10 protein-coding genes are annotated in these 15866 nt (G+C 50.6%); 5 read left to right on the top strand and 5 right to left on the bottom strand.

Going from position 1 to position 15866, the window contains the following annotated elements; genetic code table 11:
* Positions 1–73: 73 nt before the first annotated feature.
* Both JJD41_RS23450 and JJD41_RS23445 read left to right on the top strand, forming a co-directional pair.
* Positions 74–2791, top strand: a complete 2718-nt coding sequence (locus JJD41_RS23450) for a CHASE2 domain-containing protein (protein WP_234489085.1) — start codon at positions 74–76, stop codon at positions 2789–2791.
* 141 nt (positions 2792–2932) lie between these two features.
* Positions 2933–4240: a hybrid sensor histidine kinase/response regulator gene (locus JJD41_RS23445; protein ID WP_200670100.1), complete on the top strand. Its 1308-nt coding sequence runs from the start codon at positions 2933–2935 to the stop codon at positions 4238–4240.
* A gap of 6 nt (positions 4241–4246) precedes the next feature.
* Here the strand turns inward: JJD41_RS23445 and JJD41_RS23440 are convergent, their stop codons facing one another.
* The 4 genes from JJD41_RS23440 to JJD41_RS23425 all read right to left on the bottom strand — a co-directional run bounded on the left by JJD41_RS23440 (position 4247) and on the right by JJD41_RS23425 (position 9253).
* Positions 4247–5815 carry a bifunctional aminoglycoside phosphotransferase/ATP-binding protein gene (locus JJD41_RS23440; protein ID WP_200670098.1) on the bottom strand — a complete coding sequence of 523 codons (1569 nt, stop codon included), beginning with the start codon at positions 5813–5815 and terminating at the stop codon, positions 4247–4249.
* 209 nt (positions 5816–6024) lie between these two features.
* Entirely contained in the window at positions 6025–6714 is a 690-nt protein-coding gene (locus JJD41_RS23435) for a retron system putative HNH endonuclease (RefSeq protein ID WP_200670096.1), read from the bottom strand.
* On the bottom strand, positions 6701–8038 hold the full coding sequence (locus JJD41_RS23430) for an AAA family ATPase (protein ID WP_200670094.1): 1338 nt from the start codon (positions 8036–8038) through the stop codon (positions 6701–6703). The genes JJD41_RS23435 and JJD41_RS23430 overlap by 14 nt, the downstream gene beginning before the upstream one ends.
* Before the next feature lie 231 nt (positions 8039–8269).
* Positions 8270–9253: an adenosine kinase gene (locus tag JJD41_RS23425; protein WP_200670092.1), complete on the bottom strand. Its 984-nt coding sequence runs from the start codon at positions 9251–9253 to the stop codon at positions 8270–8272.
* A 293-nt stretch (positions 9254–9546) separates the two neighbouring features.
* Here JJD41_RS23425 and argC point away from each other — a divergent pair, with 293 nt between their 5' ends.
* A complete protein-coding gene (argC, locus tag JJD41_RS23420) occupies positions 9547–10605 on the top strand; it encodes an N-acetyl-gamma-glutamyl-phosphate reductase (RefSeq protein ID WP_200670090.1) in 1059 nt (352 codons plus the stop codon).
* 113 nt (positions 10606–10718) lie between these two features.
* Here the strand turns inward: argC and eno are convergent, their stop codons facing one another.
* Positions 10719–12005, bottom strand: a complete 1287-nt coding sequence (gene eno, locus JJD41_RS23415; RefSeq protein ID WP_200670295.1) for a phosphopyruvate hydratase — start codon at positions 12003–12005, stop codon at positions 10719–10721.
* 301 nt (positions 12006–12306) lie between these two features.
* On the opposite strand from eno, the gene gloA reads away from it, so the two are divergent.
* Positions 12307–12735 (top strand): lactoylglutathione lyase, encoded by a 429-nt coding sequence (gloA, locus tag JJD41_RS23410; RefSeq protein ID WP_168571105.1) that lies wholly within the window; start codon positions 12307–12309, stop codon positions 12733–12735.
* Between the two features lie 174 nt (positions 12736–12909).
* Complete coding sequence (gene clpB, locus JJD41_RS23405; protein ID WP_200670088.1) at positions 12910–15807, top strand: ATP-dependent chaperone ClpB; 2898 nt, start codon at positions 12910–12912, stop codon at positions 15805–15807.
* Positions 15808–15866 lie beyond the last annotated feature (59 nt).

The following is a 15866-nucleotide window of genomic DNA, read 5'->3' as shown; positions in this document are numbered from 1 at the left end:
TGGGATCTGCTGAAAGTCACTCAATCGAGCCATGCCGGAGGCTACCACCCACCCAATGACTCAATGGCGCAGTATGTTATCGATCTCGGGGATCGTGACGGTGGCGATCGCGACAGGGAGCTTTTTCGGCTGGTTCAAATTTCTGGAATGGGCCGTGCGCGACGAATTTTTTCGCCTGCGCCCGCGAGAATCCCGCGAAGAGCGGATCGTCCTGGTGACTATCGACGAAGATGATATTACGGCGGTCGGTGCCTGGCCGATTCCCGACCGGGTTTTAGCCGAACTGATCGAAAAGATCGACGCCCAACAACCGCGCGCCATCGGTTTAGATATTTATCGCAATTTTCCTGAAGAACCCGGTTACGATCGCCGGGTCGAAGTCTTTCGGGAAACGCCTAATTTAATCGGCGTTGAAAAAATTATCGGCGATCGCGTGGCGCCGCCTCCCATTCTCAAGGCGAGCGATCGCGTCGCCCTGGCGGATCTGATCCTCGACAGAGATCGCACGGTTCGCCGGGGTCTGCTTTCCGCTACCGACTTTCAGGATGGCAACACGATCAAACTCGGGCTGGGCGTTCGCCTGGCCCTGAGTTATCTCGAAAGCGAGGGCATCCACTTGGAGGCGATCGACCCCGAACGGCAAATCTTCCACTTAGGAAACGCCGTCTTCAAACCCTTGCGCCCCCGAGAAGCGGGCTACAGCAACAGCGACGACCTCGGCGGCTATCAAATTTTGATGAACTGGCGGGGCAAAGAAATGACGTTCCCGCAAATCTCGATGAGCGAAGTGTTGCGCGGCGAGATTCCCCCGGAGTTGATGCGCGATCGCATCGTGGCGATCGGTTCGACCGCCACCAGCACCAACGACTTTTTCGAGACCCCCTACAGTCGTTCCTGGATCGACGACGATCCGCCGATGGCGGGGGTCGCCATTCACGCCAATTTAGCCAGTCAAATTCTCAATGCAGCCCTACACGGACGCCCGCTTCTACAAGCCTGGGCCTCCATCGAGGAGTGGCTGTGGATTTTTCTGTGGGCCAGCATCGGAACTGGGGGCAGTTGGTTTCTGCAACGGGCTGGCGAGCGATCGTCTGCCCTTCCCGGCGGTCTGACCCTATGGGGCATCGGCGCCGGGGGACTCGTCCTGATCGGCGGCAGTTATCTCGCCTTTATCGCAGGTTGGGTGATTCCCGTCGTCTCTCCGTTTCTGGCGATGGGAGTCGCGGCGATCTCCACGACCAATCACTACAAACAATGGCAACTCGCCCAAACCAACCGCCAACTGGAAACCGCCAACAGCCAACTGCGCGATTATTCCCAAACCCTGGAACTGCGCGTCGAGGAACGCACCCAAGAATTAGAACGGGCTAAAGTTGCCGCCGACGCCGCCAATCAAGCCAAAAGCGAATTTTTGGCCAATATGAGCCACGAATTGCGAACCCCCCTCAACGGCATTCTCGGTTACGCTCAAATTCTCCAACAGTCTCCCTCTTTATCGAACAAAGATCGCAAAGGTATCGAGATTATCTATCAATGCGGCTCTCATTTACTGACCTTAATTAACGACGTTCTCGACTTATCAAAAATCGAAGCGCGCAAGTTAGAACTGTATAATAGCGATTTTCATTTCCCCTCTTTCTTGACCGGAGTCGCCGAAATTTGTCGCATTAAAGCGGAACAGAAAGGGATTGGCTTCGATTTCGCGATCGCCAGCGATTTGCCCCCGGGAGTTCGCAGCGACGAAAAACGCTTGCGACAAGTGTTAATTAATTTACTCGGTAATGCGATTAAGTTTACCGATCGCGGTCGCGTGACGTTTAAGGTGACCTCCCTCGGCGATACTCAAGGGAGAAAAACCGTTCGTTTTGAGATTGAAGATACGGGAATTGGCATGAGTCCCGACCAATTAGAAAAGATTTTTCAGCCGTTCGAGCAAGTGGGAGACAACCACCGCAAAGCCGAAGGAACCGGGCTGGGATTGGCGATCGGCCAGCAAATTGTCAATCTGATGGGCGCTCAATTACAGGTAAAAAGTCAGTTGGGAACGGGAACGATCTTTTGGTTCGATCTCGACCTAGAAATTGCCCGGGATTGGGTGGAACGGCGATCGACTGCGCAGTTCGGTAAAATTATTGGCATTAAACATAAAAAACCGACGATCGAGATCGTGGACGATCGCCCGGAAAATCGCGGGGTTTTAGTGATGGTTCTCGAAGCGATCGGCTGTCAGGCGATCGAAGCCAATTGCGGACGCGACGGACTCGATCTCGCCCGCAAACATTCGCCGGATTTAATTATTACCGATTTAACGATGCCGACGGTCGATGGGTTTGAATTGATTCGCGAACTGCGCGCCGATTCAAACTTAAAGAAAATTCCGATCGTCGTCGCCAGCGCCAGTGTTTTTGAACGCGATCGCGCCAAGAGTTTTGAAATGGGCGCCGATGAGTTTTTACCCAAGCCCGTCGAAATGGATCGCCTCTTCGAGATTTTGCAAAACTATTTGGAATTGGAGTGGATTTATGAAACAGTAGACGCCGCCAGTCCCGCTCCCGAGGAGGACTCCGGCACCCCTTCGGTCGTACCGGATAGCGCACAGCTCGAACAGCTTTACGATTTAGCCATGATGGGCAATTTACAAGGTATTGAAGAGGCGATCGAGCAATTGGTGAGCGACGATCGCGCCCTCGAACCCTTTGCCCGCGAAATTTTGCAATTAACCGAAAGCTTTCAGGTCAAAAAAGTCAAAGAACTCCTGCGATCGTTCCTCCCAGAAAACCGATCGGCTTAGTCGATCCGAACTTGTTTTATTTTTCTCCTGCAAACTCAGATTCTGGGTTACAATTAACTTCATCCATCCAATCAAAATCTATTTTTTTGACAGCTTCGTTTGGGTTTTTAGATACAGTTAACAAGCAAACATCACACAAAAATGATACTCGATCCGATTGGGGAATCCGCTCGTATTTTAATCGTCGATGATAATCCCACCAATTTAAAAGTTTTATGCGACTCGATTAAAGGTTCGGGATGGACGATTCTGGTCGCAACCGATGGCGAAACCGCGATCGAGCAGACCGAATATGCCAGTCCCGATCTGATTTTACTCGATGTCATGATGCCGGGAATTGATGGTTTTGAAACCTGCAAGCGGTTAAAAGCCAATCCAAATACTGCCGAAATTCCGATTATTTTTATGACCGCTTTAGCGGATACCGTCGATAAAGTCAAAGGCTTGGAACTCGGCGCCGTAGACTATATTACCAAACCTTTTCAAACGGAAGAAGCGATCGCCCGGGTTAAGGTTCATTTAAAATTACGCTGGCTCAGTCAAACCTTAGAAGAACAAGTCAAACAACGCACCTTAGAGCTTCAAAATGCTTTGGAAGAACTCAAGACATCCCAACTGCAATTAGTTCACAGTGAAAAGATGTCTACTTTGGGTCAACTGGTCGCCGGAGTCGCTCACGAAATTAATAACCCCATTAATTTTATTGACGGCAATCTGCGCTACATTCAAGATTATGGGAAAGTCTTAATCGAACATTTGCAATTGTATCGAGAAACTTTTCCCAATCCGGGAGACGGGATCGCCGACCACGCCGAAAACATTGATTTACCCTATATTTTAGAAGATTTTCCCAAAACAATTCAGTCGATGAAACTCGGAAGCGAACGCATCCGCAGCATCAGCCGTTCCCTCACGACTTTTTCGCGCAATGACTTATCAAATCGCGTTTTATTTGACATTCATTCCGGGATTGACAGTACCTTAGTGATTCTCAGACATCGGCTGAAAGGTAATCCCGATCGCCCGGAAATTAAAATTATTAAAAATTACGGCAATATCCCTGAAGTAAGCTGTTATCCGAGCCAACTCAATCAAGTTTTTATGAATATTTTATCTAACGCGATCGATGCCTTGGAAGAAGGCGATCGCGATCGCAGCTACGAAGACATCGAAGCCAATCCCAACGAAATTCGCATTTACACCGCTTGCAAAGATGGCTATATTTCCGTGTCGTTTAAAGATAACGGCGTCGGAATGCCGCAAGAGGTGCAAACTTGTGTCTTTGACTATTTATTTACGACCAAACCCGTCGGCAAAGGGACGGGTTTGGGACTGTCAATTAGTCGGACAATTGTTGAGGAAAAACATCGAGGACGATTGTGTTGTTATAGTTCTCCCGGTTGCGGGACGGAGTTTACCGTAGAAATTCCGATTTCCGAACCGGAATAAGCCCGTTTAAGGGGCGAAAAATGCCTCTAATTGAGGGGCGATCGCCGCCGTCGTGTCGATGCTTCTCACGTAAGCTCGCTCCCGTTCGGTAAAAGATTCTGCCGCTTGCTGCTGACTGGCGAGTAAATCGGCGGTCGCGTCGGCGATATCTCCTCGACGCTGGTGCAGGCGATCGCGCAAGACCTCCATCGGCGCCGTGCAGTGGGCGATCGTTAACGGAATCTCGCGTTTTTCGGCGACGGCGATCGCCGCTTCGCGATGGTTCCGAGTGTCGTATTTCGCATCTAAAATGACGGTAAACCCTTGCAACACCAGCAGTTCGCCCAATTCCAACAGGCGCCCGTAGGTTTTGCGGCTCATTTCGGGGGTGTAAATGGCGTCAGTCCCGCGATCGTGCAAGGCAATTCCCGCTAAATGCTTGCGAACCGCATCGGAACGAATGTGAATCGCCCCCGTCGGTTTCGCCAACTGTCGCGCTACCGTGCTTTTCCCCGATCCCGACAACCCGGACATCAAAATTAGGCGCCCGCGATCGCGCCGCGCGTACTGCCACGCCAACTCGTAATAATGGGCCGCCGTGTCGCGCGCCCGTTCTTTCTCCGTCTCGTCCACCGTCGGATCGTCGAGCAGAAAAGAGGTAACTTTTGCTCTCACGTAAGCTTGCCGACTCAGGTATAAGGGTAGCACTTGCACCCCTTCCCAGTCCCCCGTTCGTTCCAAATACTCGTTTAAAAACACCGTCGCCAGGACGTGACTCCCCCGCGATTCCAAATCCATCACCGCAAAGGCGATATCGTACATGACATCGACAAAGCGAAAAGATTCGTTAAATTCGATGCAGTCAAATAGAATGATGCGATCGTCGTAGAGGGCGATATTTCTTAAGTGCAGGTCGCCGTGACATTCGCGAATTTTTTCTCGTTCGATCCGGGTCTTAAATAAGTCTTTGTGTTCGGCAAAAAAGCGATCGCTGTAAGCTTTCGTTTCTTCAAACTGCTGGCGCGTTTGCGGTCCGCCGATGTATTTTTCGGTTTGGTGGTAATTTTCATCGATCGCCTGCCGGATTTGTGCGATTTCTCCAAATTTGAGAATGCGATCGTCAGTTTCCGTTTTTCCGTGAAATTCGGCAACGACGCGCCCTAATTCTTTCATGCGATCTTCGCTCAATTCTCCCGCTTGAAATAAGGAACTAAACAAGCACTCTTGCGGAAATTGTCGCATTTTAACCGCATATTCTATCGGGTCGCCCGTTCCGTCGAATTCGAGGCGATCGCGTAGAGTCACTCCAGGACTATCCCCCGTTTCGGTCAGCGCGACAACCCCTAAGTAAATTTCCGGCGCGCTGCGTCGATTCATGCGGACTTCTTCTTGGCAAAAATGCCGCCGTTTCTCTAAGGTCGAATAGTCGAGAAAGCCAAAATTGACGCTTTTTTTGATTTTATAAACGTAATCCCCAGTTAGCAATACGAATGAAGCATGGGTTTGAATCAGTTGGATCGGTTCTTTAACTGGGTGGGGATAAATGTTTGGATCTAGTAAAGCTTGGATGGGTTTTGGTAATTGATGTTCGGTCATGGCTTTGTTATTGATGGTTTACCAAAAAGGAGATCGAAGTTTGGATGAATAGGAAATAAGATAGCGGTTTGACAATTAATATTGTATTGAATGAGATTTGCTAGAAAAATTATAGCGGTTTTGAGGGGGCGATCGCTGTAGTGCAGGCAACGCGATCGGTTTGATTTGCTCTGGCTCATTTCTACGAACGATTAACAGGGAAGGGATGGTTATTTTTTCGAGGGATTAATATATTTGGGTAAAAGTTGTTCAAAAACAAAGCAAAATTCTTTCAGTTGGCCAGTCGAACGATCCGGTTGACCAAGTTTTCCTAAAATATTTTTGGCTTCTTTCTTTGTCAGTGGTTTTTTCGATCCAAAACCAAAGAAGCCCTTAATTGCCTTTCTACGTCGCTCTCTTAAACGCCGTGCGTCGAGTCCTAAGTTTTCAATAGTTGTCATCGCCGCGCGATCGTTTTCATCCGTAGGACAGATCTTTCCACTCCATTGATAAGAAAATTTTCGTTCGCAATCTTCCTGACAAGGCGAAATAAATTCTTCTTCATCCCACCATCCGGCCTTGATGGGTGCACCATAACCGTAAGAGGTATCTCCACCATCTTTTGGGAAGCAAGCAACCATATTGCGATACTCGACATCTTCTAAATAGTCAAAATTCCCGGGATTGGGGACATTTCTACAAAGCGATTGAGGCTTTAAATGTTCGATGTGGGATTCTTCCACTGATATTGAAATTCCCGTATAAGCACACAAATATCCTTGTTCTTTGAGAAGATGAAGTTTCAACGCCGAGTGAGCCTCTTTTCCTTGAAGCGCGCCGTAGCTACAGTCTAAACCTTTATTCACTTGAAGCCAGTCTAAAAATTCTTTGGGTGGATGGGTTTTTCTAATCCGTCTCATCTTGTTTTAAAAGTTCTAGTCGATCTAAAAATGAAGTGGCCTCCTGTAGATCGGGAAAATCTCCAACTTTATTGTGTAGATTTTCGATCGCTTGTCTGGCTTCAGAATAGTTCTCTCGATCGATTTCATCGAATATTTTATCGAGATCGGCTTCGATGTTAATATCTCTTGCATCTGCTCCCATAAGATTTTGCAAAATCCAGGAGCTATCCATTCCCCAAGATTGTGGAGGGGTAATAACGTGCGGCGTACCTTCCCTATCTTCATAAAGAATCCGAAGGTTTTTTGCTTGAATTTGGCCGATGACTTGAGGGGAATGAGTCGTACAAACAAATTGGATTGAGGGGAATGTACTTTTTAAATCGTCGATAACGCGCCGTTGCCATTTAGGATGTAAGTGAACGTCTATTTCATCGATCAAAACTAAACCGGGTGTTTTCTCTAAGATGGAGGGTAATAAGGTTGGATCGGGATCGATGAATTCTGGTAAAAACCTTGCATTTTGAGTCACTGATTTAATCGCTATATCGGCGATCGAAGCAACCATCATTTTTTGTCCTGCACTGAGGTTGCTAAAAGGAATTACGTAACCTTCAATAGAGATTGCTATTTCGGCGCGATCTGCATCGAACCAGAGATTATCGGCACCGGGAATACATCGTAAAATTGCCCATTTGACAACCTCATAAGTCGAGCGTGTTTTGCCGTTTCGCTGGAGCGTTGCCAGTGCTTCTTTTTGGAACCAAGTTTGCAGATCCGAGAGGCGGATACGCTCTTCAAAACAATCATAAAAAGCATTCCAACGCCTAGAAAGATCGCGATCTAATTTTGCTTTCTTGTGACTTGCATTAGAAGGTAGCCAAGTTCGACCTGCTCCATAATATGCAAGAACAGGAAACCAAATCTTTTCTCCTTGTCGATCGCGGTTAAAAAGTTCGGTAATACAGGCGATCGCTTCTTTGGCATCTGTATTAGAGGTTCTGGAGCCATTTAAAGAGATTTTTCGGCACCAGGTATAATATTGACGATCGATCCAACCTTCAGCTCGAATTTCAACGGGCTTACATTCTCTAAACTGCGTAATTCCCGATGAATTGACAGCTTCTAGACGAATTTCACTTGTTAAAATATTGCGCTTGCTAGTAGAAAGGCTACTATCGGGTTCGTTGACAAGCCATACCCCGGCGCTAATTGCCAGTGCATCGAGTAGAGTCGTTTTACCTGTACTGTTATCACCGATGAGTAAGGTAAATTGAGGATCTAAGTCTAGATGATATTCTGAAAATTTCTTAAAATTTTTAAGAGTAAGAGAATCAATTCTCATAAGAGGATATTTATTATTGATACGATTGCAATTATATTTTATATTAAACGATCGATTTGTTGCTCAATCTAGAATCTAGATTTGTGAATACTTATAGAACTAAAAACGATCGGATAATATAGCCAAATTATAAATATATTCTAAATGACGATCGCCAAAAAAACCAGAGACAAAAATCTCTGGTTTTCTCGATTGAGAATAAGAGGCGATCGCCTCTTATTTTATGGGTCTTTAACTTAACAGGGCTTTGGTTTCTTCCGCCGACAGTCGCGGACCGTAGGAGGTGACGATCTTGGATGCGGCGCGAGAGGCGAGATGACCCGCTTTCTCGTAACTCATGCCGTGAGTGATGCCGTAGAGGAAGGCTCCGGCGTACATATCTCCGGCGCCGACGGTATCGATCGCCTCGACTTTTTGGGCGGGAATTTCGAGCAGTTGTTCGCCGTCGAAAATGACGGAACCTTTGGGACCGATGGTGATCGCAAAGCCTTTAGCTAAGGTTTTGAAATGGGCGATCGCCCCTTGCAAATTATCGGTATCGGCCATTTGCAACGCTTCACTTTCGTTGGCAAAAATGAAATCTAAACCGGAGCCGATTACTTCGATCAAACCTTCTTTAAAAAACTTGACCATGTTGGGATCGGAGAGGGAAAGAGCGGTTTTAACCCCCGCTTTTTGGGCGATATCGCGAGCGACGATCGCCGCTTCTTTGCCGTTCGTATCCCCGAGTAAATAACCTTCGATGTAGAGATATTGGGAATCTTCGATCGCGTGGGGAACCAGTTCGTCTTTAGAAAAAGTAGCGCTGACCCCGAGATAAGTATTCATGGTGCGATCGGCATCGGGGGTCACGAAAACCAAACATTTTCCGGTAATCCCTTCGCCGGGTTCGTGGTGTTGCAAGTTGGTTTCGATCCCGCAACTGACCAGATCTTTCATGTAAAATTCGCCACTTTCATCGTCGGCGACCTTACAAGAATAGAAGCATTTGCCGCCCAATTGCCCGATCGCGACGAGGGTGTTAGCGGCGGACCCTCCCGAAATCATTTTAGACGGGCGATCGCTCAGTGTTTCGATCAGTTCTCGTTCTCGTGATTCGTCGATTAACGTCATGACGCCTTTATCGATACTGAGCTGTTGTAGCAACTCTGGGGAAAGTTGAAATTCCATGTCCACCAAAGCATTGCCAATCCCGTAAACGTGATATTTGCTCATTAACTTGTCTCTTCTGTTTCGTCTTCACTGCGAGACCGTGGCGCGAACAGGCGTCAAGTCCGCTACGCTACGGTCCTCGGCCTATATCCTAACCCATGTTGGCTCGGGGTAAAAACGGGCGAGGACGGTGGAGGCGAGAAGCTTTTCCCGTGGCAGATGTGGGAATTTCGAGACTTAAATTTCCAATTTGGTACTAAAATGCAGCAACAGTTCTGCAAAGATCTGCAAAAATCCGGGAAACATTCGGGTCGATCGCAGGCCAGACGAGCATATCAGAGGAAAGGAGAGGTCGCATGGGAGATTCAACACGAGTCAAAGTTGGTATTGTCGGGGCATCCGGTTACGGAGGCGTGCAGTTAGTTCGTTTGATTGCCGACCATCCCCACTTGGAGTTAGTTTACGTGGGTGGAGAAAGCAGCGCGGGGAAAGCTTTTTCGGATTTATACCCTCACATGGATCTCGCCACGAATTTAACGATTGAAACGGTCGATCCCGAGACCGTCGGCGATCGCTGTGACGTGGTTTTTCTCTCGTTACCGAACGGATTGGCGTGGAAGATGACGCCGACCTTGCTGGATAAAGGCTGCAAGGTTCTCGATTTGTCCGCCGATTACCGTTTTAGCAATTTAGATACTTATCAAGCCTGGTATGGGGGCGATCGCACCGATAAAGAGGTGGCGGCGACGGCGGTTTACGGCTTGCCGGAATTGTACCGCGATCGCATTAAAGAAGCCCAACTCGTCGGCTGTCCCGGTTGCTATCCCACCGCCAGTTTGCTCGCTCTGGCGCCCTTGCTCAAACAAGGGATGATCGTGCCGGAAAGTGCCATTATTGACGCGAAATCGGGAACCTCTGGCGGCGGTCGCCAAGCGAAAGTGAATTTGTTATTAGCGGAAGCCGATAATTCTTTTGCCGCTTACGGCGTTGCCAGCCACCGCCACACGCCGGAAATCGAGCAAATTTGCAGCGATTTGGCCGGACACGAGGTTTTAGTTCAGTTTACACCCCACTTAATCCCGATGGTGCGGGGGATTTTGTCCACGGTCTACGCCAATTTACGCGATCCCGGCTTGGTTCGGGAGGATTTGGTGACGATTTACACGGCGTTTTACCGCAATTGCCCGTGGGTGAAGGTGCTTCCGGCGGGAGTTTATCCGCAGACCAAATGGGCGATGGGCAGTAATATGTGTTACATCGGCGTCGAAATCGACCAACGCACCGATCGCGCGATCGTCATGTCAGCGATTGATAACTTGCTCAAAGGTCAAGCGGGGCAGGCGATTCAATGTCTCAATTTGATGATGGATTGGGACGAAACCCTCGGGTTGCCGCAGTTGGGCTTTTATCCGTAGGACGGGCGATCGTCTCCTCTCTACCGCCATTATTTATATATAACACCTTGTTTGGCAGGGACACGGCATTGCCGTGTCCCTCCGCAGGTTCGAGATGCTGGCGCTACGAATTCCTAACGACGCGGACCTAAGCCGATCGTCCCGGCGTAGACCGCGCGATCTCCCAACTCGTCCTCGATCCGCAGTAAGCGATTGTACTTCGCCACCCGTTCGCTACGGCAGAGGGAACCCGTTTTAATTTGTCCGGCGCGAGTCGCGACGGCCAGATCGGCGATCGTCGTATCTTCCGTTTCGCCGGAACGGTGGCTGATCACCGAAGTATAACCGTTGCGGTTTGCCATATCGATCGTGTCGAGGGTTTCGGTTAGGGAACCGATTTGATTGAGTTTGATCAAGATCGAATTCCCCGCCTTGCTGTCAATCCCTTTCTTCAAGCGGATGGGATTGGTCACGAATAAATCGTCGCCGACTAACTGCACCTTGTCGCCCAATTTCTGGGTCAACAGTTGCCAGTTGGGCCAATCTTCCTCGTGTAAACCGTCTTCAATCGAAACGATCGGGTATTCGGCGACCAAGCGTTCCAAATAGGCGATCGCCTCCGCCGGAGAGTGGGCGCTGCCTTCGTAAATATACTGACCGTCCTTATAAAATTCACTCGCCGCCACGTCTAACGCCAACGCCACTTGTTCGCCGGGTTTGTAACCCGCCTTAGAAATGGCTGCCATCAAGATTTCGAGCGCTTCTTGGTTGGAACCGAGGTTCGGCGCAAAACCGCCCTCGTCGCCGACCCCGGTGAGCAACCCTTTCTCGTCGAGAACCGTACTCAAAGAGGCGAACACTTCCGCCCCCCAGCGCAAGGCTTCGCGGAACGTCGGCGCCCCGACCGGAACGATCATAAATTCTTGAAAATCGATATTGTTGGCGGCGTGGGCGCCCCCGTTAATCACGTTCATCAACGGAACGGGCAGCACGTTAGAGATCGGACCGCCTAAGTAACGGTAGAGCGGAATTCCCAGGGCGTCCGCGCCCGCTTTCGCCGTGGCCAGAGACACGGCTAAAATCGCATTGGCGCCGAGATTAGCTTTGTTGGGGGAACCGTCGAGGGCGATCGCCGTATGGTCTACCGTGGCTTGATCTAAACCGTCCAACCCTTCGAGATTAGGGGCGAGTTTGTGGATGACATTATCCACCGCCGTTTGAACCCCTTTACCGCCATAACGATTTTTGTCGCCGTCGCGCAGTTCGTGAGCTTCAAACGAGCCCGTGGAAGCGCCGCTAGGAACTTGAGCTAGACCCCGGGCGCCATTGGCCAAGATTACCTCGGCTTCAATGGTCGGACGTCCGCGAGAATCGAGAATTTCGCGGGCGTTAATCATGTCAATCGCCGTATTATCTAACATACTGATGATTCCCTCTTCTGCTTGCAGGATTTGGAGTGCAACTCGCCAATCGTGGACTGTTCGAGCGATCGCCCCTCCCCATAGCCGGACAGGACCGGAGGGGCGATCGAGGCAAACTCTCAAACAAACTCTCAAAAGTTTACCGGATTTACTTCCCCGATAGCGTTAGCCTAGCTACGATGCGCTAACCCAGTCCCCAACGCGATCGAAATCTAAACTCCAAACTCTAAACTCCAAACTCCAAACTCCCCAAAACCCCTCCCTTTACAATAAAAAAGAAATTCGCAACAGGAGGGTCTCGATGCGACTGTTACACACCATGCTGCGCGTCGGCAATTTAGACAAATCCCTAGATTTTTACTGCAACATCCTCGGGATGAACTTGCTGCGCCAAAAAGACTATCCCGGCGGTGAATTCACCCTCGCCTTCGTCGGATACGGCGACGAGTCCGAAACTGCCGTCATCGAGTTGACCTATAACTGGGGGAAAGACCATTACGACCTCGGCGACGGTTACGGTCACATCGCCCTCGGCGTAGATGACATTTACGGCGTTTGCGAACAAATCAAAGCCAAAGGCGGCACCGTCACCCGCGAACCCGGACCGATGAAACACGGATCTACCGTGATCGCTTTCGTCCAAGATCCCGACGGCTATAAAATCGAGTTAATTCAACTGGGAACCCAGGGATCGGCCACGGAAAAAGAGAAAGCGACTGCAGCGAGTTAAATCAGGCTCGACGGCGGGCGTCGGTACGCCCGCCTCGATCGCGACAGCAAAGCCGTTCGGGCGAAAATCTGAGATAGACTACAGGTGTTCGTTTCCCGTGATTTTGAGTTTCAATAGAAACGAACTGTCGGCCTAACGACCCAGCACCTTTTGGAGGCACCGAGCATTTAAAACATGCAGCCCACTGACGCCAGTAAGTTTACCGATCGCGCTTGGGAAGCGATTGTCAAATCCCAAGATGTCGCGCGCCGTTACCAACACCAACAGCTCGAAGTCGAACACGTGGCGATCGCCTTGCTCGAACAAGACGGACTCGCCAGTCGGATCCTGCCGCGCGCCGGGATCCTGCCCGAAAAACTCCTGCAACAACTCAATGCATTTGCGGCCCGTCAGGCGAAAGTCGCCAACACGAGCCAGCTTTATCTCGGGCGCGGTTTGGACTTGCTACTCGACAAAGCCGAAGCTGCCCGCGAATCCTGGCAAGATAGTTATATCTCCATCGAGCATTTACTGATCGCCTTGTGGGACGACGAGCGCGTGGGTCGTCGCGTCATCAAAGCATCCACCGCCGACCCGCGCACGCCGTTCGACCCGCAACTATTGGAAACGGCGATTAAGGAAACGCGCGGTAAAGCCAAAGTCCAAGACCAAAACCCGGAAAGTCAGTACGAAGCGTTAGAAAAATACGGACGCGACCTCACCGAACAGGCGAAAGCCGGAAAGTTAGACCCGGTGATCGGTCGCGATGAAGAAATTCGCCGGGTGATCCAAGTGCTATCGCGGCGCACCAAAAACAATCCCGTTTTAATCGGGGAACCGGGGGTCGGTAAAACGGCGATCGCCGAAGGACTCGCCCAGCGCATCGTCAACGGCGACGTGCCCGAATCGCTCAAAAACCGCCAGCTCATCTCCCTGGACATGGGCAGTTTGATCGCCGGAGCCAAATTCCGAGGTGAATTTGAAGAACGCTTGCGGGCCGTCTTGCGCGAAGTCACCCAATCGGAAGGTCAAATCGTCCTGTTTATCGACGAACTGCATACGGTCGTCGGGACGGGCGCCGGACAGGGAACGATGGATGCGGGCAATTTACTCAAACCGATGCTCGCCCGAGGTGAGCTACGGTGTATCGGCGCCACGACTTTAGACGAGTTTCGCAAGCATATCGAAAAAGATGCGGCCCTAGAGCGGCGTTTTCAACAGGTTCTCGTCGATCAGCCGACGGTGGACGATACGATTTCGATTTTACGCGGCTTGAAAGAGCGCTACGAAGTTCACCACGGGGTTAAAATTCTCGATTCGGCCCTGGTGGCGGCGGCGAATTTGTCTCACCGCTACATCAGCGATCGCTTCCTCCCGGATAAGGCGATCGACTTGGTAGACGAAGCCGCCGCGAAATTAAAAATGGAGATTACCTCCAAACCCGACGAACTCGAAGATGTAGAACGCCGGGTCATGCAGTTGGAGATGGAAAAACTCTCCCTGGAAGGGGAAGGCAATACGAGCGTTCCCCTCCCGACCGGAAGCGCCTACAGTTCTTCAAAGGAGCGCTTGGAGCGGATCGAAGCGGAAATTAAGGAGTTAAAAGGGCAACAGCAGACCCTCAGCGATCGCTGGAAAGCGGAGAAGCAGTTACTCGACGCTATCAATACCCTCAAAGAGGAAGAAGACCAACTGCGGGTTAAAATCGAGCGCGCCGAGCGTCATTACGACCTCAACACTGCCGCTCAGTTAAAATACGGACGCTTGGAAGTGGTCCAGCGCGATCGTGAAGCGAAAGAAGCGGAACTGGTCAAACTGCAATCCCAAGGCTCCTCTCTCCTGCGCGAACAAGTCACCGACGCCGACATCGCCGAAATCGTCGCCAAATGGACCGGAATTCCCCTCAATCGGCTGTTGGAATCCGAGCGCCAAAAATTGCTCAAACTCGAATCTTACCTGCACCAGCGCGTGATCGGCCAAGAAGAGGCAGTTTCCGCCGTCGCTGCCGCCATTCGTCGCGCTCGCGCCGGAATGAAAGACCCCGGGCGACCGATCGGCTCGTTCCTGTTTATGGGACCGACGGGAGTGGGGAAAACTGAGCTGGCGCGCACCTTAGCGGCGGCCCTGTTCGACACCGAAGACGCCCTCGTGCGCATCGACATGTCCGAGTATATGGAGAAACACTCGGTCTCGCGCTTGGTCGGCGCCCCTCCCGGTTATGTCGGCTACGACCAAGGCGGACAACTCTCCGAAAGCGTCCGCCGTCATCCTTACGCGGTGATTCTGTTCGACGAAGTGGAGAAGGCTCACCCCGACGTATTTAACATTTTGTTGCAAGTGCTTGACGACGGGCGGATCACCGATGCCCAAGGTCGCGGGATCGATTTTAGAAATACGGCGATCGTCATGACTAGCAATATCGGCAGCGATTACATTCTCGACGTCGCTGGAGATGACAGCCAATATGAAGAAATGCGAAAACGGGTGGTCAACGCCCTGCGATCGCATTTCCGCCCGGAATTTCTCAACCGCGTGGACGATATCATCCTCTTCCACCCGCTTTCTCGCTCCGAACTGCGCCAAATCGTCGGGATTCAACTCAAGCGCATCGAACGCCTACTCGCCGACCAGAAAATCCGCCTGGAAATGACCCCGCAAGCGCAAGACTATATCGCCGAAGTGGGTTACGATCCGGTCTATGGGGCCAGACCCCTGAAACGGGCCATCCAACGGGAATTAGAAAACCCCCTGGCTACGTTATTATTGGAGCAGAAGTTTGTCAGTGGCGACACGGTTTATATCGATCGCGCCGAAAGCACTTTAGTTTTCGACAACCAACCCCTGACTGAAGCAGCATCATCGAGCCGCCATGGGGAAAAAGAGCCGATTTCTAAAGCTAAGGTGGAGGAAGCTTCGATGACCGAAGAACTCCAACCAGTGAAAGAAGAAATTGAAGGCGAATCCAAACAAGAACCGGAACGAGAACTCAAAGATGCATGGCGAAATGAGGGAGAAGAAGCGCAAACGCGCCGGGAAGTTTCTACCTTCAGCAGCGAACCGACCATCGATATTACGGGAGAGGAAGTGAATTAAGCTAAAGGACGGCGATCGTCAAATTTACTAACTAAAACGACAAAACCAAAACGAGGCGG

It is taken from the genome of Oxynema mangrovii CENA135 (assembly GCF_016632315.1).
GTDB classification, from domain to species: domain Bacteria; phylum Cyanobacteriota; class Cyanobacteriia; order Cyanobacteriales; family Laspinemataceae; genus Oxynema; species Oxynema aestuarii.
Note: the sequence above shows the minus strand (reverse complement) of the source record. Positions and strands in the feature narration are given on the sequence as shown.

Coding starts and splice junctions, on each gene's coding strand:
- gloA (WP_168571105.1), top strand. CDS start 12,307: ATGCGACTGTTACACACCATGCTGCGCGTCGGCAATTTAGACAAATCC.
- eno (WP_200670295.1), bottom strand. CDS start 12,005: ATGTTAGATAATACGGCGATTGACATGATTAACGCCCGCGAAATTCTC.
- JJD41_RS23435 (WP_200670096.1), bottom strand. CDS start 6,714: ATGAGACGGATTAGAAAAACCCATCCACCCAAAGAATTTTTAGACTGG.
- argC (WP_200670090.1), top strand. CDS start 9,547: ATGGGAGATTCAACACGAGTCAAAGTTGGTATTGTCGGGGCATCCGGT.
- JJD41_RS23445 (WP_200670100.1), top strand. CDS start 2,933: ATGATACTCGATCCGATTGGGGAATCCGCTCGTATTTTAATCGTCGAT.
- JJD41_RS23430 (WP_200670094.1), bottom strand. CDS start 8,038: ATGAGAATTGATTCTCTTACTCTTAAAAATTTTAAGAAATTTTCAGAA.
- JJD41_RS23425 (WP_200670092.1), bottom strand. CDS start 9,253: ATGAGCAAATATCACGTTTACGGGATTGGCAATGCTTTGGTGGACATG.
- JJD41_RS23450 (WP_234489085.1), top strand. CDS start 74: ATGTTATCGATCTCGGGGATCGTGACGGTGGCGATCGCGACAGGGAGC.
- JJD41_RS23440 (WP_200670098.1), bottom strand. CDS start 5,815: ATGACCGAACATCAATTACCAAAACCCATCCAAGCTTTACTAGATCCA.
- clpB (WP_200670088.1), top strand. CDS start 12,910: ATGCAGCCCACTGACGCCAGTAAGTTTACCGATCGCGCTTGGGAAGCG.